Source organism: Janthinobacterium sp. (assembly GCF_031995485.1).
In the GTDB taxonomy this organism is placed as follows: Bacteria; Pseudomonadota; Gammaproteobacteria; order Burkholderiales; family Burkholderiaceae_D; genus Janthinobacterium.
In genome coordinates, this window is record NZ_DAMAGB010000028.1 from 1 (window position 1) to 17,275 (window position 17,275).

Annotated in this window: 15 protein-coding genes and 1 pseudogene; 8 read left to right on the forward strand and 8 right to left on the reverse strand. The window is 62.9% G+C overall.

Annotated features, from left to right (window positions below; genetic code table 11):
* The coding region (pgi, locus tag RTQ46_RS15825; RefSeq protein WP_312437996.1) for a glucose-6-phosphate isomerase at positions 1-1,013 on the reverse strand (1,013 nt) is incomplete at its 3' end.
* Positions 1,014-1,344: 331 nt separating this feature from the next.
* Between pgi and edd the strand changes: the two genes are divergently transcribed.
* The 3 genes from edd to RTQ46_RS15840 are packed head-to-tail and all read left to right on the forward strand — an operon-like array spanning position 1,345 to position 4,485.
* Positions 1,345-3,258 carry a phosphogluconate dehydratase gene (gene edd, locus RTQ46_RS15830; protein ID WP_312437998.1) on the forward strand — a complete coding sequence of 638 codons (1,914 nt, stop codon included), beginning with the start codon at positions 1,345-1,347 and terminating at the stop codon, positions 3,256-3,258.
* Positions 3,259-3,261: 3 nt separating this feature from the next.
* A complete protein-coding gene (gene eda, locus RTQ46_RS15835; protein ID WP_312438000.1) occupies positions 3,262-3,891 on the forward strand; it encodes a bifunctional 4-hydroxy-2-oxoglutarate aldolase/2-dehydro-3-deoxy-phosphogluconate aldolase in 630 nt (209 codons plus the stop codon).
* Between the two features lie 57 nt (positions 3,892-3,948).
* The gene (locus RTQ46_RS15840; RefSeq protein ID WP_312438001.1) at positions 3,949-4,485 is read left to right on the forward strand and encodes a Rhs element Vgr protein; all 537 of its coding nucleotides are present in this window, start codon (positions 3,949-3,951) and stop codon (positions 4,483-4,485) included.
* A 2-nt stretch (positions 4,486-4,487) separates the two neighbouring features.
* Here RTQ46_RS15840 and RTQ46_RS15845 read toward each other — a convergent pair whose 3' ends face one another.
* The 4 genes from RTQ46_RS15845 to RTQ46_RS15860 all read right to left on the reverse strand — a co-directional run bounded on the left by RTQ46_RS15845 (position 4,488) and on the right by RTQ46_RS15860 (position 7,114).
* Entirely contained in the window at positions 4,488-4,922 is a 435-nt protein-coding gene (locus tag RTQ46_RS15845) for a pyridoxamine 5'-phosphate oxidase family protein (RefSeq protein WP_312438003.1), read from the reverse strand.
* 121 nt (positions 4,923-5,043) lie between these two features.
* Positions 5,044-6,054 (reverse strand): diguanylate cyclase, encoded by a 1,011-nt coding sequence (locus tag RTQ46_RS15850; protein ID WP_312438004.1) that lies wholly within the window; start codon positions 6,052-6,054, stop codon positions 5,044-5,046.
* Between the two features lie 5 nt (positions 6,055-6,059).
* Positions 6,060-6,683: a chemotaxis protein CheC gene (locus RTQ46_RS15855; protein ID WP_312438005.1), complete on the reverse strand. Its 624-nt coding sequence runs from the start codon at positions 6,681-6,683 to the stop codon at positions 6,060-6,062.
* Between the two features lie 2 nt (positions 6,684-6,685).
* Positions 6,686-7,114 (reverse strand): response regulator, encoded by a 429-nt coding sequence (locus RTQ46_RS15860; protein ID WP_312438006.1) that lies wholly within the window; start codon positions 7,112-7,114, stop codon positions 6,686-6,688.
* Positions 7,115-7,272: 158 nt separating this feature from the next.
* Here RTQ46_RS15860 and rpiA point away from each other — a divergent pair, with 158 nt between their 5' ends.
* Positions 7,273-7,947 (forward strand): ribose-5-phosphate isomerase RpiA, encoded by a 675-nt coding sequence (gene rpiA / locus RTQ46_RS15865; protein ID WP_312438008.1) that lies wholly within the window; start codon positions 7,273-7,275, stop codon positions 7,945-7,947.
* Positions 7,948-7,961: 14 nt separating this feature from the next.
* Here the strand turns inward: rpiA and RTQ46_RS15870 are convergent, their stop codons facing one another.
* On the reverse strand, positions 7,962-8,483 hold the full coding sequence (locus tag RTQ46_RS15870; RefSeq protein WP_312438009.1) for a DUF6622 family protein: 522 nt from the start codon (positions 8,481-8,483) through the stop codon (positions 7,962-7,964).
* Positions 8,484-8,665: 182 nt separating this feature from the next.
* On the reverse strand, positions 8,666-8,938 hold the full coding sequence (locus RTQ46_RS15875; protein ID WP_312438011.1) for an oxidative damage protection protein: 273 nt from the start codon (positions 8,936-8,938) through the stop codon (positions 8,666-8,668).
* A gap of 228 nt (positions 8,939-9,166) precedes the next feature.
* Here RTQ46_RS15875 and kdsA point away from each other — a divergent pair, with 228 nt between their 5' ends.
* From kdsA to RTQ46_RS15890, 3 genes and pseudogenes are all read left to right on the forward strand, one after another.
* Positions 9,167-10,012, forward strand: coding sequence for a 3-deoxy-8-phosphooctulonate synthase (gene kdsA, locus RTQ46_RS15880; RefSeq protein ID WP_312438013.1), 846 nt, complete (start codon positions 9,167-9,169; stop codon positions 10,010-10,012).
* Positions 10,012-10,749, forward strand: a pseudogene (kdsB, locus tag RTQ46_RS15885) (3-deoxy-manno-octulosonate cytidylyltransferase); the annotation flags it as partial. The gene kdsA and the pseudogene kdsB, both read left to right, overlap by 1 nt.
* Positions 10,741-11,304, forward strand: coding sequence for an HAD-IIIA family hydrolase (locus RTQ46_RS15890; protein ID WP_312438093.1), 564 nt, complete (start codon positions 10,741-10,743; stop codon positions 11,302-11,304). The pseudogene kdsB and the gene RTQ46_RS15890, both read left to right, overlap by 9 nt.
* Positions 11,305-11,728: 424 nt before the next feature.
* Here the strand turns inward: RTQ46_RS15890 and argA are convergent, their stop codons facing one another.
* Positions 11,729-13,039 carry an amino-acid N-acetyltransferase gene (gene argA, locus RTQ46_RS15895; protein WP_065310349.1) on the reverse strand — a complete coding sequence of 437 codons (1,311 nt, stop codon included), beginning with the start codon at positions 13,037-13,039 and terminating at the stop codon, positions 11,729-11,731.
* Positions 13,040-13,095: 56 nt separating this feature from the next.
* On the opposite strand from argA, the gene hrpA reads away from it, so the two are divergent.
* On the forward strand, positions 13,096-17,275 hold a 4,180-nt coding region (gene hrpA, locus RTQ46_RS15900; RefSeq protein ID WP_312438016.1), incomplete at its 3' end, for an ATP-dependent RNA helicase HrpA.

The following is a 17,275-nucleotide window of genomic DNA, read 5'->3' on the forward strand; positions in this document are numbered from 1 at the left end:
TGGTACGGTGCGATCGAGACGGAGCCGCAGTCGAGGAACTGGCGGTTCCAGAAGCCCACCATGGCCAGCACCACCGGCATGTTCTGTTCCAGAGGGGCTGTGCGGAAATGCTGGTCCATCGCGTGTGCGCCGGCCAGGAAGTCGCTGAAGTACTCAAAGCCGACCGCCAGCGCCACGGCCAGGCCGATCGACGACCAGACCGAGTAGCGGCCGCCGACCCAGTCCCAGAACGGGAACATGTTGGCCGGGTCGATACCGAACTCGACGATGGCTGCCGCATTGGTCGAGACGGCAACAAAGTGCTTGGCCAGGTCTTTTTCTTCTGCTTCCAGCAAAAACCACGCGCGCGCCGTATTGGCGTTCAGCATGGTTTCAGCCGTGACAAAGGTTTTCGAGGCCACGATGAACAGCGTGGTTTCCGGATCGACCCTGGCCAGGGTCGCTTCCATGTCGTGGCCGTCGACGTTCGACACGAAATGCATTTCCAGGCCCGGGTTGGCGTACGAGCGCAGCGCCAGGCAGGCCATTTTCGGGCCCAGGTCGGAGCCGCCGATACCGATATTGACGACGTCGGAAATCGGCTTGCCGGTGTAGCCGACCCAGTTGCCGTTGCGTACCTGGTCGGTGAATTTCTTGACTCGTTGCAACACGTCCTGCACGTCCGCGTCGATATCCTGGCCATCGACCACCAGCTTGGTGCCGCGCGGCGCACGCAAGGCGGTATGCAGAACGGCGCGATGTTCGGTAAGATTGATTTTCTCGCCAGTAAACATCGCTTCGCGCTGCGCTTCGACGCCGCGTTCGCGGGCCAGGTCCATCAGCAGCGACATGGCGGTGGCGTCAACGCGGTTCTTCGAGTAATCGAGCAGCAGGCCGGCCGCATCGACCGTCATCTGCGCAAAGCGCTGGGGATTGCCGGCAAACAGCTGGCGCAGGTGCACGTCGCGCACGCTGGCGCTATGGGCCTGCAATTGTTGGAAACTGGTCAGGGCGGTGAGGGCGGGAGTGGACATGGCGGTCGGCTGGGATCGGGTCTCGGTTTATAAGGGCAGCGGCGCGCCTGCGATAATGGCGCTACCGGCAATGGTTTAAGAATAATACATCAGAAAAAAGTAAATTCACTACAGTTTATATCGAAGCCAAGGCATAAACATGTTTTTACGAGTGCAATTTGCCGCTGGGACATGCGTCAGGGCAGCAATTTTAGTGAGCTTGAAGGCAGGCTTTGATGCCCTGAAAAGCGGCAAAAGATCGGCTTATTTATGGTGTTGGCTCAAGCAAAAGTGCTTCTGCTGCACCATTTTGTAGTAAAATTTCACAAAATACTTTTACAAGGAATCCATCATGGCGCTGCACCCAGTAGTCGAATCCGTAACAGCGCGCATCATCGCGCGCAGCCGGCCATCGCGCGGCGCCTACCTGACGCACCTGGATGCGGCCCGCATCCAGGGCGTGCAGCGCGGCGCCCTGTCGTGTACCAACCTGGCCCACGGCTTTGCCGCGTTTCCGGCCAACGACAAGCTGTCGCTGAAGGAATACAAGAAGCCGTCGGTGGCCATCGTGTCGTCGTACAACGACATGCTGTCGGCACACCAGCCGTTCGAAGGTTTCCCGCAGATTATCAAGCAGGCCGTGCGCGAAGTGGGCGCCGTGGCCCAGTTCGCCGGCGGCGTGCCGGCCATGTGTGATGGCGTGACGCAAGGCCAGCCGGGCATGGAACTGTCGCTGTTCTCGCGCGACACCATCGCCATGTCGACCGCCGTTGCGCTGTCGCACAATATGTTCGACTCCGCGCTGTACCTGGGCGTGTGCGACAAGATCGTGCCGGGCCTCTTGATCGGCGCGCTGCATTTCGGCCACTTGCCGGCCGTGTTCGTGCCGGCCGGTCCGATGACCTCGGGCCTGTCGAACAAGGAAAAAGCCCATGTGCGCCAGCTGTATGCGCAAGGCAAGGCGACGCGTGAAGACCTGCTCGAAGGCGAAGCCAAGGCCTACCACGGCGCCGGTACCTGTACCTTCTACGGCACCGCCAACAGCAACCAGATGCTGATGGAAGTGATGGGCCTGCACCTGCCGGGCGCCGCCTTCATCACCCCGAACACGCCGCTGCGCGATGCGCTGACGGCCGCCGCCGCCCAGCGCGCCGCCGTGATCACGGCGCAGAGTGGCAGCTACCTGCCGGTCGGCCATATCGTCGACGAAAAATGTATCGTCAATGCCGTGGTGGGCCTGCTGGCCACGGGCGGCTCGACCAACCACACGCTGCACCTGGTGGCGATCGCCAAGGCGGCCGGCATCGTGATCGACTGGAACGACTTCAATGAGCTGTCGGCCATCGTGCCGATGTTGACGCGCATCTACCCGAACGGCGACGCCGACGTGAACCATTTCCACGCCGCCGGCGGCACCGGCTACCTGATCCGCGAACTGCTGGACGCGGGCCTGCTGCACGAAGACGTCAATACCATTCTGGGCAAGGGTCTGCGCGCGCACTGCATGGAACCGTTCCTGGGCGAAGACGGCAAGGTATTCTGGAAAGATGCGCCGGCCGCCAGCGCCGACGAAAACGTGCTGCGTCCTGCCTCGAACCCGTTTGCGCCGGATGGCGGCATGGTACTGGTGGCGGGTAATCTCGGCCGCGCCGTGATGAAAGTGTCGGCCGTCAAGCCGCAACACCGTACCGTGGAGGCGCCGGCGATTGTCTTCAATTCGCAGGAAGAATTCATGGAAGCCTACAAGGCGGGCACGCTGGACCGCGATTTTGTCGCCGTGCTGCGCTTCCAGGGCCCGCGCGCCAACGGCATGCCGGAACTGCACGCCTTGACGCCGGCGCTGGCCAACCTGCAGGATGCGGGCCGCCATGTGGCGCTGGTCACCGACGGCCGCATGTCGGGCGCGTCGGGCAAGGTGCCGTCGGCGATCCACGTGTCGCCTGAAATCCTGGCCGGCGGTCCGCTGGGCCTGGTACGCGACGGCGACGTGATCCGTCTCGATGCGTTCACAGGCGTGCTTGAAGCGCTGGTGCCGGCCGATGTCTGGCACGCGCGCTCGCTGGTGACGGCCGACCTGTCGCCGAACCATATCGGCATGGGCCGCGAATTGTTCTCCATGTTCCGCTCCACCGTCAGCGCGGCGGAAGAGGGCGCCACCACGTTCGGCCTGCCGTCGCCGATTCCCACCACCGTGCCCTTGCACGAAGGCGAGAATGTCGGCGATACTGTGCCGGGCTCCGATGAAGACTTTTTGGCAAGGAAATAAGAAATGACCATGACACTACTGGAAATTATGCGCACCTCGAGCGTGATCCCCGTGATCGCGATCGATGATCCTGAACACGCCGTACCGCTGGCGCGCGCGCTGGTGGCGGGCGGCATCCGCGTGCTGGAAGTGACCTTGCGCACCAAGCATGGCCTGGAAGCGATCCGCGCCATGTCGGAAGTGCCGGGCGCCATCGTCGGCGTGGGCACTTTGACGCGTCCGGAAGAATTCGCCGCCGCGCGCGACGCGGGCGCCGTGTTCGGCGTGTCGCCAGGGTTGACCAGCGCGCTGGTTGCCGCCGCAAAAAGCAGCGGCCTGCCGCTGTTGCCAGGCGTGATGACGCCGGGCGAAGTGATGGCCGCGCGTGAAAACGGCTTCCAGCAGCTGAAACTGTTCCCGGCCGTGCCGGCCGGCGGCATCGGCATGCTCAACGCCATCTACGGCCCGCTGCCGGACGTGACGTTCTGCCCGACCGGCGGCATTTCGCAGGACACCGCCTCGCAGTTCCTGGCGCTGAAAAACGTCGCTTGCGTGGGCGGCTCGTGGCTGACGCCGAAAGATGCGATTGCGGCCGGCAACTGGGACCGCATTACGGAAATTGCAAAAGCCGCCAGCGGCCTGCGTTCCGCTTAAGTGTCATCAGACGGCAAGCTTCAAGGCTTGCCGTTTTTTTCTCTCTCCCGGATACCCATGCAGGCATTGCGCCGACCTCTCACCGCCGGCGAGCTCGCCATGGCGCGCAGCGTCTTCAAGGGCGCCCTCGACTACACGCGCGTGCGCGTGGTGCGGGGCTCGTTTCTGCCGTTTGATTTGCAGGACCAGAACACGGCCATGACGCCGCGCGGCAGCATTTACTTCATGCCGGCCCAGTACCGCGATGACTTTTCACGCGAGGATGCGGGCGGCAAGCTGTTCTTTATCCATGAGATGGTGCATGTGTGGCAGTGGCAGCTCGGCTACAACTGCATCTGGCATGGCCTGCTGCTGGCGCTGTTCGGCGGCTATGTCCGGCGCCGCGCCTACCGCTATGACGCGACAGATGCGGCGCGGCCGCTGTCGAGCTACAACATGGAACAGCAGGCCGAGCTGATTTCGCATTATTTCGGCGCCACCCAGCTGGGCGTGGCGCCATACGTGGCCCGGCTGCCGTTCCTGCGCGGCGCGCTGGACGGTTTTTTGCGCTCGCCCGGCGATGCCGCGCTGCTGCCGAAATGGTTTAAAGCGTAACTTTAAAGCGTAACTTCGCCCTCGTCCTCGCCATCCCAGTAATGGATGCGGTTGGCCTTGACCTTGATCAGGATAATGCCGGGCGTGGCCGGACCCTGCTTGAACCAGCGGTCCATGCTGTCGTCCCAGTGCTCCTTGAATGCGGCCTGGTCGGTGATCAGCTCGGCATTGCCTTCGACCGAAATGAACAGCGGCGGCGCGCCGAACAGGTGGGCCTTGCCCTGGAATGACAAACCGACGGCGGCGTCGCGGCGGATATCGTCGATCATGCGCGAGTCGGCCCAGGTAAAGAACCAGGAACTGCCGTCGTAATCGACGTCTTCATTGTTGCTCATCGGACGCGCCGCCAGCTGGCCGTTTTCGGCGCGCGTTGAAAACATCAGGTAATCGATGTCGGCCATTTTCTTGGCCAGTTCCTGCAAGGTCCATGTGCTCATGGTGAATGCTCCCGTGGTGGTCAGCGGCGCATGCCGCAACAGGATCAGTTGACCATATCGGCGGCCGGGCGCGCGTGCGGCACTTCACGCTGCGCGCATTTTTACACCGCAGGCGCAAAGGTCAGATGGTGGCGTGGCGCGGGAAAGCAGGCCTGGCGGCCAGCGGTACGGCGCCGTTGTCGCTGACGCGGTTGCGTCCGGCCGCCTTGGCCTGGTACAGCGCGCGGTCGGCGGCGCCGATCAGCGCCGGAATTTCCAGTGGCGCCGCGCCATGTTGCGTGGCCACCCCGATGCTGACGGTAATGTAGCGCGGCGCGCCATGCTCGTCGCCGTTCCTGATGGCCAGCGCGCGCACGCTGTTGCGGATCGCATCGGCCAGGCCCAGCGCTTTATCTGCCGTGGTCTCGGGCAGGATGGCGGCAAACTCTTCGCCGCCGTAGCGCGCCAGCACGTCGCCGGAGCGGTTCAGCATGGTCGCCAGTTCGGCCGCCACCTGTTTCAGGCAGGCGTCGCCCTGCTGGTGGCCGTATTCGTCGTTATAGGCCTTGAAATGGTCGATGTCGATCATCAAGAGCGACAGCGCGCTGCCGCTGCGCCGGGCGCGGCGCATTTCCTTGTCGATCGCCACGTCGAAATGGCGGCGGTTGGCCACGCCCGTCAGGCCGTCCGAAAAGGTCTGCGAGCGCAGCACCATGGTCTGTTCGCGCAGCAGCTTTTCGCGCCCCACGGCAACCGTGACGTCGGTGATCTGGATCAGGCAATGGCGCGCGGTGCCGGGCAAGTTGATCGGCGTGACGGCCACCGCCTGCTGCAGCCGCTCCTGGCCGTCGGCCCCGGGCGCAGCGGGTATATGAAGCGGAAATGGCGCCTTGTGCAGCGACTGCGACAGCAGCGACGGGAAGTTGTCGCGCAGCGCCTGGGTGATGGCCGATTCGATGCGCTTGTGCTGCAGTTCGGGAAACACGTCAAAGAAATCGCGCCCCAGCACGCTGGCGGCCGGCCAGCCGGAATGGCGTTCGAGCCAGCGGTTCCACAGCACGATGCTGCGGTGCTCGTCGAGCACGATGGCGCCCAGGTTGACGGCGCCGATGATGCTTTCGAGCAGGGCCAGCCGATGCAGGGAGTCAGGCATGGTGTTCACGCCGTCCCCAGGACCTTGGCCAGGTAGCGGCTGACCTGGTCTTTCAGGTCGTGCAGGGCGGACAGGTCGAGCACGAATGCCACGTAGCCGTGGATCTGGTGCTTGGACAGCACGAAATCGATATGCAGCATCAGCACGACATCATTGCCCTGTTCGCTGCAGACCGACAGGATTTCCGCGCTGGTGCCCACGTGGTAGACCGGAAGCGAGCCGTGCAGTTCACTGTCGAACAGATTGGCCAGCGTACCCACGCAGGAATTGAGGATGATGTTGCCGATTTCGCTCATCGCCTCCTGTTCCATCTCCGTCAGCTGGTCGAGCGGCATGCTGTCGCCCACCATCAGGCGCACGATTTCCAGGCTTTTGTCTTCGGGGAACATCAGGATGGCTTCGGTGGCGAAGGCGCCCTCGTAATGCTGGCTGACGCCGCAGATGCGCTCGCCGTCGCGCTTGCTGCCCAATAATGACGCCGCATCAGCGCGGTTCAGGAAGGTAATCGACGGCACCGACATGGTGACTTCTTCGTTGACGATCTCGCTCATGGCGGCGGCAGCATGGCCCACGCCGATATTGAAGATCTCGACCAGCGCGTCGTTTTCCATCTCGGACAGGTTGACCATGCTCACGGCTCCAGCGAGTCGATCAGCTGGTGTATGCGCATTTCCGTGATCGGTTTTTCCATGAAGCCCACTTTCAACTCGCTGGCGCGGTTGCGGGTGGCGTTCTGCACGTTGGCGGTGACGAGAAAGATATGCGTTTGCGGATACAGCGCGCGCAATTGCTCGGCCGCCGCCACGCCGCCCATGCCGGGCATGTTGACGTCAAGCAGGATCAGATAGGGATGCAGGGCGTGGGCTTTTTCCAGCGCTTCTTCGCCGGTCGCCGCTTCAGTAACTTGCCAATCAGCATGTTTGCTGAGGATGAACTGATGTGCCATCAAACGTGAGACCCGGCTGTCATCGACAACAAGTACTTGTTTACTGTGATCCATTGCTATTCCTGAAGCGTCTAGTCCTGTCAATGGGGCATTTTCGCATAGATTGAAGGGCATGCTGAAAAAATGCCTATTGAATTGCTCTAAGGCAAATAATTTCGCTTTTGTCGATGCGCGAGGTCGTCACCGGTCTGCTGGCAATCGCTGGTTTGCCGGCGCGTCTATCCGGTAAAATAGCGCGCAATTCTCCTTTCCCCACTCTACAAGCACCTGCCATGACCCAAGACGAATTGAAGCAAGCCGTAGCCCGCGCCGCCATTGCCCATGTGGAAGGCGACATCATCGGTGTCGGCACCGGTTCCACCGCCAATTTTTTCATTGATGAGCTGGCCAAGATCAAGGATCGCATCAAGGGCACGGTCGCCTCGTCCGAAGCGACGGCCGCCCGCCTGGCCGGCCATGGCATCGCCGTGTTCGACCTCAATGACGTGAGCGAAATCGCCGTGTATATCGACGGCGCCGATGAAATCACGGCCAGTGGCGCCATGATCAAGGGCGGCGGCGCGGCACTGACGCGCGAAAAGATCGTCGCCTCGGTATCGAAGAAATTCGTCTGCATCGCCGACGGCTCCAAGCTGGTGGAGACCTTGGGTGCCTTCCCGCTGCCGGTGGAAGTGGTGCCGATGGCGCGCGCCGCGGTATCGCGCCAGCTGGCTGCGCTGGGCGGCACGCCGCGCCTGCGCCTGAAGGCCGGCACCGACGACGCCTTTATTACCGACAACGGCGGCGAGATCATCGACGTGCTGGGCCTGCAGATTGTCGATCCGGTCGCGCTGGAACAGCAGATCAACCAGATCGTCGGCGTGATCGCGGTCGGCCTGTTTGCCGCGCGCGGCGCCGATGTATGCTTGCTGGGTACGGCGGAAGGCGTGCGTACTTTGACTTACTGATCGCCAGCGTTGTCTTAAACAGCGGCCCCTTGCGGGCCGCTTGTCATGTGCGCCGCCCGATACACACTCAGGGTGCGCAGCAGGCCGCCGAGGAAGAGGCCGCTGAACACACCGTACAGCAGGCAGACTGTCAGCACGAAACCGGTGGCATGGGCATACGCGGGATGAATCGCCAGCGATACCGCCACCGCATACTTCATGCAGAAGATGCTCAGCATCAGGCTCAACGGCAGCCAGCTGCCGGCCAGCTGCAGCGTGCCGCGCTCGGGATGCGCCGTCATCTTGCGTGGATTGCTCAAGCCCCAGGCCAGCAGGCCACCGGCCAGCGCACCGGCTGCCCAGGCATATGGCGCCAGTCCGTCAAAACCGAAGCTGCCATGCACGCCGGACAGCGACAATGCCAGCATCACCAGCGGAATAATGCACAGCTTGCGCAAGGTCACTTCGCGCGCACGGCTGGCCAGCACGCCGCGATACACGAGAAAACCGAGGATGGCCCAGACGTAGAGGGGAGTGTGGCTGAAGAGCTGTTGCATGGTGTCCGCCTTGAAGAGTTGTTGTCGATGGAGACACTTTGCCTGCAAGCGGTAACGGTGACCAGCGGACTGCGACGAAACGGGGGAGGGATGGCGTGAAACGGCTGGGTAAGGCGTGAACCTGAGGCGTGAACCTGAGGCGTGAAACTGCCCGTGACATGGTCACGGGCAGGCAGTCGAACTTATTCCGCGGGTGGCACGTAACCCATGGCGGCGTCGGCGCCATCGCCAAAGAAATGCTTTTCCATCTGCGTGGCCAGGTATTTGCGGGCGCGCGCGTCGGCCAGGTTCAGGCGGTTTTCGTTGACCAGCATGGTCTGATGCTTGAGCCAGGCGGCCCAGGCTTCTTTCGACACCGATTCGTAAATTTTCTTGCCCAGTTCGCCCGGGTACGGCGGGAAGTCCAGTCCTTCGGCTTCCTTGTTGAGTTTGACGCAATGGATAGTGCGGGCCATCTGTGCTCCTGAATCGGTGTAAAGATAAAGCGTGATTATAAGGCACTTTGGCTGAGGCTTCCTGCCGGCATGCCCGGCAGGCGGCGCGGCTTGTGGCGCGCCCTTGCGCCAGATCAAATTTGATCTGCGCCGCCCCAGCTAGTAAGATGTGTTGTCGCGCAAGTGCAATCTTGCGCCTGTATTGCATCAATCACGCGGCCCACCCGCCCAACAAGAATGGATACCCCTATGGTCTCGGTCAAAGTCAACGACATCAGCGTCAGCAATGAAGGCAAGTTTGTGCTGTTCGGCGGCATCAACGTGCTCGAATCGCGCGATCTCGCGCTGCGCGCCTGCGAAGAATATGTACGCGTCACGCAAAAACTGGGCATACCGTATGTCTTCAAGGCCAGCTTCGACAAGGCCAACCGCTCGTCGATCCACTCGTACCGCGGCCCCGGCCTGGAAGAGGGCATGCGCATTTTCCAGGACGTGAAAGCCGCGTTTGGCGTGCCGATCATTACCGACGTGCATGAGCCTTGGCAGGCGCAGCAAGTCGCCGAAGTCGTGGACGTATTGCAACTGCCGGCCTTCCTGGCGCGCCAGACCGACCTGGTGGTGGCCCTGGCCAAGACCGGCAAGGTGATCAACATCAAGAAGCCGCAGTTCCTGAGCCCGGGCCAGATGGCCAATATCGTGGAGAAATTCAAGGAAGCGGGGAATGAACAGCTGATCCTGTGCGACCGCGGCACCTGCCTTGGCTACGACAACCTGGTGGTCGACATGCTGGGCTTTGGCGTGATGAAGAAGACCTGCAACGACCTGCCGATCATTTTTGACGTGACGCACGCGCTGCAGCAGCGCGATCCGGGCGGCGCCGCCTCCGGTGGCCGCCGCCAGCAGGTGGCGGACCTGGCCCGCGCCGGCCTGGCCGTCGGCATTGCCGGCCTGTTCCTGGAAGCCCATCCGGACCCCGACAACGCGCGCTGCGACGGCCCGAGCGCCTTGCCGCTCGATAAGCTCGAACCGTTCCTGACGCAACTGAAGGCGCTGGACGACCTGGTGAAATCGTTCGCTGCACTGAATATCAACTGATGGAAAACGGTAAATTGAAACCGCGCCTGGCCATCGTGATCCCGGCCCGCTACGCCTCGACGCGCCTGCCCGGCAAGCCGCTGGCCGACATCCTCGGCAAGACTATGGTGCAGCATGTGTATGAGCGGGCGCTGGAAGTGCCCGGCGTGGACACCGTGGTGGTGGCCACCGACGACCAGCGCGTGCTGGAGGCCGTGTGCGGCTTTGGCGGGCGCTGCGTGATGACCTCGCCCGAGCATCCATCGGGCACCGACCGCCTGGTTGAAGTGATGCAGACGGTCGACGCCGACATCTATATCAACCTGCAGGGCGACGAGCCGCTGGTGCGCCCGGGCGATATCGCGCTGCTGGCCGACGGCATGCGCGCGGACAGCAGCGTACAGGTGGGCACCTTGTGCCATGCCATCGATGCGCAGGAGGCGCGCAATCCGAATACGGTGAAAGTGGTATTGGCCGCCAATGGCGACGCGCTGTATTTCAGCCGCGCGGCGATTCCGTTCGCGCGCGACGATGCGCCCGCCAGTTATCTGAAGCATGTGGGCGTGTATGCGTACCGGCGCGAAGTGCTGGCCGCGTATTCGCAGCTGCCGGCGGCCATGCTGGAGCAGGCGGAAAAGCTGGAACAACTGCGTTTGCTGGCGGCCGGACTGCGCATCCGCGCGTTCAAGGTGGAGCCGAGTGGCCCCGGCGTCGATACGCCGGAGTGCCTGGCGCGCGTGCGCGCGCTGATGGCCGGTGAAGCACCTGCATCCTTGCCTGCGCTGGCCGATATCAAACTGGTGATTACCGATGTCGATGGCGTGCTGACCGATGGCGGCATTTATTACGACGCCACCGGCGAATGCCTGAAGCGCTTCCATGTGCGCGACGGCCTGGGCATGCGCCTGCTGGAAGAAAACGGCGTGCGCGTGGCGGTCTTGTCGGGCCGCGATTCGCCCACCTTGCGCAAGCGCGTGGCCGACCTGGGCATCACCCTGTACCAGTTTGGCGTGAAGGACAAGCATGGCGCCTGCCGTGAACTGATGGAGCAGGCTGGCGTGGAAGTGAAGCAGACCGTGTGCATCGGCGACGACAGCATCGACCTGCCCGCGTTTGCTGCCTGCGGCCTGTCGTATGCGGTGGCCGACGCCCCCGTCTACGTGCAGGCGCGCGCCAGCGCCGTGCTGGTAAAGGAAGGCGGCAAGGGGGCGTTCCGCGAACTGGCCGATGCGATCCTGGTTGCCCAAGGCAAGGAGCATGTGTTTGGTTCGGCGGAAGGCTTTTCCACCGTGATGGGCCGGGTGGTGCAATAACATTGGAAATCGCAAGGCGTAAACACAGCGGGCCGGAGACGCGAGCCTGAGAAAATGCCGATGGCGGCGTTGCAGCGCCTCGCCGTACATGCGTACTGTCTTCGTCGCTGCGCCTTGCCCTCGACCTTTTTCAGGCCCGCTTGGCCCGGGAAGCCTATGCCGGCGACCGGGGCTTGAATACCCACCGCTGGCATGCTTGTGGAGAGGCCTTGTTCCTGGTGGTACTTGCACGGTCTTGCTCAGGCGTAGGTCGGGTTAGCGCGCAAGCGCGTAACCCGGCACCATCGTTGGCGCCAGCAATGTTGTCGGATTACGCGGCGTTCCGCCGCTAATCCGACCTACGCTGCCGGCATCGCTGCGACTGCTTGTGGAGCAGCACGTAGGCCGGATTAGCGGAACGCGTAATCCGACGCCACCACCGTCATCACAAGGTCTTGATCAGCACCTGCGACTTGCGCTGCCAGTTATACATATGCTGGCGGTCCTTCGGCAAATCGTCCACGGTGGCCGGCAAAAATCCCCGTTTCTTGAACCAGTGCGAGGTGCGCGTGGTCAGCACGAACAGCTTGGTGAGGCCAGCGGCGCGTGCGCGGTTTTCCATGTGTTTCAGGATGCGCTCGCCGTCGCCCTGGGTCTGCACTTCGGGGTTGACGATCAAACACGCCATTTCCGCCATCTTCTCGGCCGGGAACGGGTACAGCGCGGCGCAGCCGAAAATCACGCCATCGTGCTCGATGACGGAGAAATAATCGATTTCGCGTTCGATCAGCTCGCGGCCCCGCTTGACCAGCGTGCCGTCCGCTTCCATCGGTTCGATCAGCTTGATGATGCCGCCCACGTCTTCGATGGTGGCCTGGCGCAGGCTTTCCAGGTTTTCATGGCTGATCATGGTGCCCACGCCATCGTGGGTGAACAATTCCAGCAGCGCCGAGCCGTCCATCGTGAACGGCACGATATGCGAGCGGTCCACGCCGTTGTGGCAGGCCTTGACGCAGTGTTTCAGGTAGAACGCGGTGGCGTCCGGCAAAAAGCCCGCCATCAGCACGGCTTCGGCCTGGTGCGACGACAGCTCGCGGATTTCCACGCCGGTGGCGTCGGCCATCATCGGCGTTTCGGTAATGAAGATCAGCTTGTCGGCATGCAGGGCGATCGCCGCGCTGCAGGCCACGTCTTCCATGGTCAGGTTGAACGCTTCGCCGGTCGGCGAAAAGCCCAGCGGCGACAGCAGCACCAGGCCGTCGGAGCCGAGGATCGAGTGGATGGTTTCGGCGTCGACCTTGCGCGTGATGCCGGTCAGTTCCAGGTCCACGCCATCGATCACGCCCAGCGGACGCGCCGTGATGAAGTTGCCGGAAATAATACGGATCGCCGCGTTCGACATCGGCGTGTTCGGCAGGCCCTGGCTGAACGCGGCCTCGATATCGAGGCGCAATTCGCCAGCCGCTTCTTTCGCGCATTCGAGCGCGGCGATGTCGGTAATGCGCACGCCATTGTGAAAGCGGCCTTCGACGTTACGCAGGGCCAGCTGTTCGGCCACCTGCGGACGCGAACCGTAGACCACGGTGACATTGATATCGAGCGCATGCAGCAGAGACAAGTCATGGGCCAGCACCTGCAGCGCCCCGGCGCTGACGAGTTCACCGGGGAAGGCGACCACGAAGGTCTTGCCGCGAAATGCGTGGATGTAGGGCGCGACGGAGCGCAGCCATTGGACGAATTGGGTAGGGTTTTCCATTAAGCGCATTATAATTCGCTGCGCGATGTGCGCGCTTAAAATACCTGTAAAAAACAATGTCTTCAGCCAGCGATAAGTCTTCCCCTCCTTCCATTGTTGCAAATGTGCCAGCAAATGCGCCCGATCGCGCCCGGCGCCAGCGTCCGCCCGCAAGCCGGCAACAGCCGCAGCCGCCGCGCACGGAGCAGCAGAAAGAACCACAGCGCCAGCAGCAGCGCGCGCCACGTGAAGGGCAGCCTGCGCGCGAAGGGCAACCATCGCGCGAAAGCCGCGAAGCACGCGATGCGGCCCGCGCCGCGCGCGAGGCGGAAAAAACCTTCCGCAATCCGCTGCCTTTGATTACTTACCCGGAAGACCTGCCGGTGTCGGGCCGGCGCGCCGAAATCGCCAAGGCCCTCACTGAAAACCAGGTGATCATCGTTTCCGGTGAAACGGGGTCGGGCAAGACCACCCAGCTGCCGAAGATCTGCCTGGAACTGGGACGCGGCCAGAAAGGCCTGATCGGCCACACGCAGCCGCGCCGTATCGCCGCCTCCTCGACCGCCAAGCGCATTGCGCAGGAACTCGGCACGCCGCTGGGCGAGACGGTCGGCTTCAAGGTGCGCTTTGCCGATACCTTGACGAAGGGCGCGTCCGTCAAGCTGATGACGGACGGTATCCTGCTGGCCGAAACGCAGACCGATCCGCTGCTGAAAAACTACGACACCATCATCATCGATGAGGCGCACGAACGCAGCCTGAATATCGACTTCCTGCTGGGCTATCTGAAGCAGCTGCTGCCGCGCCGGCCGGACCTGAAAATCATTATCACCTCGGCCACCATCGATGCCGAACGCTTTGCGCGCCATTTCGGCTCGCCCGAAAAACCGGCGCCCGTGATCGAAGTGTCGGGCCGCCTGTACCAGGTGGAAGTGCGCTACCGTCCCGTCGAGCGCGAGCAGGTGGCGATGCCCGGCTCCGGTGCGAATGCCGACAAGCCGGGCCAGCGCACGGCGGCCGCGCGCGAAAAACGCGACCTGATGGACGCCGTGGTCGATGGCGTGGAAGAGCTGTGCCGCATCGGTTCGGGCGACGTGCTGGTGTTCCTGCCGGGCGAGCGCGAGATCCGCGACTGCGCCGAAGCGCTGCGCAAGCACCATCCGCCGCATGTGGAAATCTTGCCGCTGTTCGCCCGCCTGTCGGCCGAGGAGCAGGAGCGCGTTTTTAAAACCAGCAATGCGCGCCGCATCGTGCTGGCCACCAACGTGGCGGAAACCTCGCTGACGGTGCCCGGCATCCGCTATGTGGTCGATGCGGGCCTGGCGCGCGTCAAGCGCTACAGCTACCGCAATAAAGTCGAACAATTGCAGGTCGAGCCGATCGCGCAGTCGGCCGCCAACCAGCGCGCCGGGCGTTGCGGCCGCGTGGCCGACGGTGTCTGCATCCGCCTGTATGAAGAGCAGGATTATTTGCTGCGTCCGAAATTCACCGAGCCGGAAATATTGAGGTCCTCGCTGGCGGCAGTCATTCTGCGCATGAAGTCATTGCACCTGACGGACGTGGAAACCTTCCCGTTCATCGAGCCGCCGCTGGCGCGCGCGATCGCCGACGGCTACCAGCTGCTGCAGGAACTGGGTGCCGTCGATGAAGTCAACAAACTGACGCCGCTAGGCAACAAGCTGGCCAAGCTGCCGCTCGATCCCCGCGTGGGCCGCATGATCCTGGCCGCGCTGGACAACGCCTGTTTGACGGAAGTGCTGATCGTCGCCTCCGCGCTGTCGGTGCAGGACCCGCGCGACCGGCCGATGGAACACCAGCAGGCGGCCGACGAAGCGCACAAGAAATTTGCCGATGAAAAGTCGGAGTTTTTGAGCTACCTGAAAATCTGGCGCTGGTTCGAAGCAGCCATCGAGCACAAGAAAACCAACCGCCAGCTGCAGGACAACTGCCGCACCAATTTCCTGTCGCAGATGCGCCTGCGCGAATGGCGCGACGTGCATTCGCAGCTGCTGACCATCGTCAAGGAGCAGGGCTGGCGCCTGAACGAAGCACCGGCCACCTACGACAACCTTCACATGGCATTGCTGACCGGTTTGCTGGGCAATATCGGCTTCAAGGGCGAGGACGAGCCGGGCGCGGGGTATTTGGGCGCGCGCGGCATCAAGTTCCATATCTGGCCCGGCTCGTCGCTGTTGAAAAAGCCGGGCAAGTGGATCATGGCGGCCGAACTGGTCGACACCACGCGCCTGTATGCGCGCTGCGTGGCAAAGATCGAGCCCGAATGGCTGGAAAAAGTCGGCGTGCACCTGCTGAAAAAATCGTGGGGCGAACCGCGCTGGGAAAAACGTTCGGCGCAGGTCACGGCATCGGAACGCGCCACGCTGTACGGCCTGGTGGTGTACAGCCAGCGCCGCATCAATTACGGCAATTTCAACCTGCCGGAAGCGCGCGAAATCTTTATTCGCGACGCGCTGGTCGGCGGCGACTTCGACACGCGCGCGCCGTTCTTTGCACACAACCACAAGCTGATCAAGGACATCGAAAACCTCGAACACAAGTCGCGCCGCCTCGACGTGCTGGTCGACGATGAACTGATCGCCGCCTTCTACGACCAGCTGCTGCCGGCCGACGTGTGCAATGGCGCCGGGTTTGAAAAATGGCACAAGGAAGCCACGCGCGACAATCCGAAGCTGCTGTACCTGAACCGCGAAGAGCTGATGCGCCACGAGGCGGCCGGCGTGACGACCGACCTGTTCCCGAAAACCATGTCGGTGACGGGCCTGGAAATGGGGCTGACCTACCACTTCGAACCGGGCAGCGTGCGCGATGGCGTGACCTTGTCGGTGCCGCTGTATGCGCTGAACCAGTTGCCGCGCGAGCGCTGCGAATGGCTGGTGCCGGGCATGCTGAAGGAAAAAGTCCATCTGCTGTTGAAGTCCCTGCCGCAAAAGCTGCGCCGCCACTGCGTGCCGCTGCCCGACTACGCGGCAAAGTTCTGCGAGCGCGTGCATGAAGCGGGCGTATTTGGCCGTGGCGATCTGATCGACGCCATCATCCTCGATATCCGTACGCAGATCACCATCAATGTGCTGACTACCGACTTCAAGCCGGAAACCCTGCCTGCCCATCACTTCATGAATTTCAAGGTGATCGACGAGCACGGCCGCCAGCTCGACATGGGCCGCAACCTGGCCACCCTGCAGGCCGAATTCGGCGGCCAGGCGCGCCAGAGTTTCCAGAAACTGGCGGAGGTATCGGGCGTCTCCGGCGCCGGTACGCCGGGCGCGAAAGTGGCGGGCAGCCAGGTGGCGGCGCGGCTGCAATCCCAGGCGCAGGCCGCTCCGGCCAAGGGCGGCGCTCCCGCCAAGGGCGCGGCTGCCGCTGCGCCGGCCGGCAATACCGTCTCGCAGCATATGGGTTTGACTGGCTGGACTTTTGGCGAACTGCCCGAATTGCTGGAAATCGTGCAAGGCAAGCTGACCCTGATCGGCTTCCCGGCGCTGGTCGACAAGGGTACGCATTGCGATCTGGAAGTGTTCGACGATCCGACCGTGGCGGCGCGCACGCACCGCATCGGCCTGCGCCGCCTGTTCGCGCTGCAGATGAAGGAGCAGATCAAGTTCGTCGAGAAAAGCATTCCGGGATTGCAGCAGATGGGCATGCAGTTCATGGCCCTGGGTTCGCAGGAAGAACTGCGCGAACAGATCATCAACAAGGCGATCGACATCGCCTGCCTGCAGGACCCGCTGCCGCTGGACGCCGCTTCGTTTGCCAAACGCCAGATGGAAGGCAAGTCGCGCCTGGTGCTGCTGGTCAATGAAATCGCCCGCCTGCTGTCGCAGGTGCTGACGGAGTTCCACGGCCTGCCCAAGCGCTTGCAGAATATCGCACCGGCGGCCGCGGCCGATATCCAGGCCCAGCTGCAGGGCCTGGTGCACAAGCGTTTTCTCACGGAAAACGAGTACACGCAGCTGTCGCATTTCCCGCGCTATTTAAAGGCGATCAACGTGCGGCTGGAAAAACTGCGCGCCGACCCCGCGCGCGACACCAAGCTGATGGCCGAATGGCAATCGGCCGCCGCGCCGTATCTGCGCCAGGCGAAGGACCGCCAGGCCGGCAAGAACACCGACCCGAAACTGGTCGACTTCCGCTGGATGCTCGAAGAGCTGCGCGTGTCGCTGTTTGCGCAGGAGTTGCGGACACCGATGCCGGTGTCGGCCAAGCGTTTGCAAAAGGTGTGGGAATCGATGCAACGGT

What these genes read in the sequence shown, in the direction of transcription:
- edd (WP_312437998.1), top strand. Translation starts at nt 1,345, where the DNA reads ATGGCGCTGCACCCAGTAGTCGAATCCGTAACAGCGCGCATCATCGCG.
- eda (WP_312438000.1), top strand. Translation starts at nt 3,262, where the DNA reads ATGACCATGACACTACTGGAAATTATGCGCACCTCGAGCGTGATCCCC.
- RTQ46_RS15840 (WP_312438001.1), top strand. Translation starts at nt 3,949, where the DNA reads ATGCAGGCATTGCGCCGACCTCTCACCGCCGGCGAGCTCGCCATGGCG.
- RTQ46_RS15845 (WP_312438003.1), bottom strand. Translation starts at nt 4,922, where the DNA reads ATGAGCACATGGACCTTGCAGGAACTGGCCAAGAAAATGGCCGACATC.
- RTQ46_RS15850 (WP_312438004.1), bottom strand. Translation starts at nt 6,054, where the DNA reads ATGCCTGACTCCCTGCATCGGCTGGCCCTGCTCGAAAGCATCATCGGC.
- RTQ46_RS15855 (WP_312438005.1), bottom strand. Translation starts at nt 6,683, where the DNA reads ATGGTCAACCTGTCCGAGATGGAAAACGACGCGCTGGTCGAGATCTTC.
- RTQ46_RS15860 (WP_312438006.1), bottom strand. Translation starts at nt 7,114, where the DNA reads ATGCCCTTCAATCTATGCGAAAATGCCCCATTGACAGGACTAGACGCT.
- rpiA (WP_312438008.1), top strand. Translation starts at nt 7,273, where the DNA reads ATGACCCAAGACGAATTGAAGCAAGCCGTAGCCCGCGCCGCCATTGCC.
- RTQ46_RS15870 (WP_312438009.1), bottom strand. Translation starts at nt 8,483, where the DNA reads ATGCAACAGCTCTTCAGCCACACTCCCCTCTACGTCTGGGCCATCCTC.
- RTQ46_RS15875 (WP_312438011.1), bottom strand. Translation starts at nt 8,938, where the DNA reads ATGGCCCGCACTATCCATTGCGTCAAACTCAACAAGGAAGCCGAAGGA.
- kdsA (WP_312438013.1), top strand. Translation starts at nt 9,167, where the DNA reads ATGGTCTCGGTCAAAGTCAACGACATCAGCGTCAGCAATGAAGGCAAG.
- RTQ46_RS15890 (WP_312438093.1), top strand. Translation starts at nt 10,741, where the DNA reads ATGGCCGGTGAAGCACCTGCATCCTTGCCTGCGCTGGCCGATATCAAA.
- argA (WP_065310349.1), bottom strand. Translation starts at nt 13,039, where the DNA reads ATGGAAAACCCTACCCAATTCGTCCAATGGCTGCGCTCCGTCGCGCCC.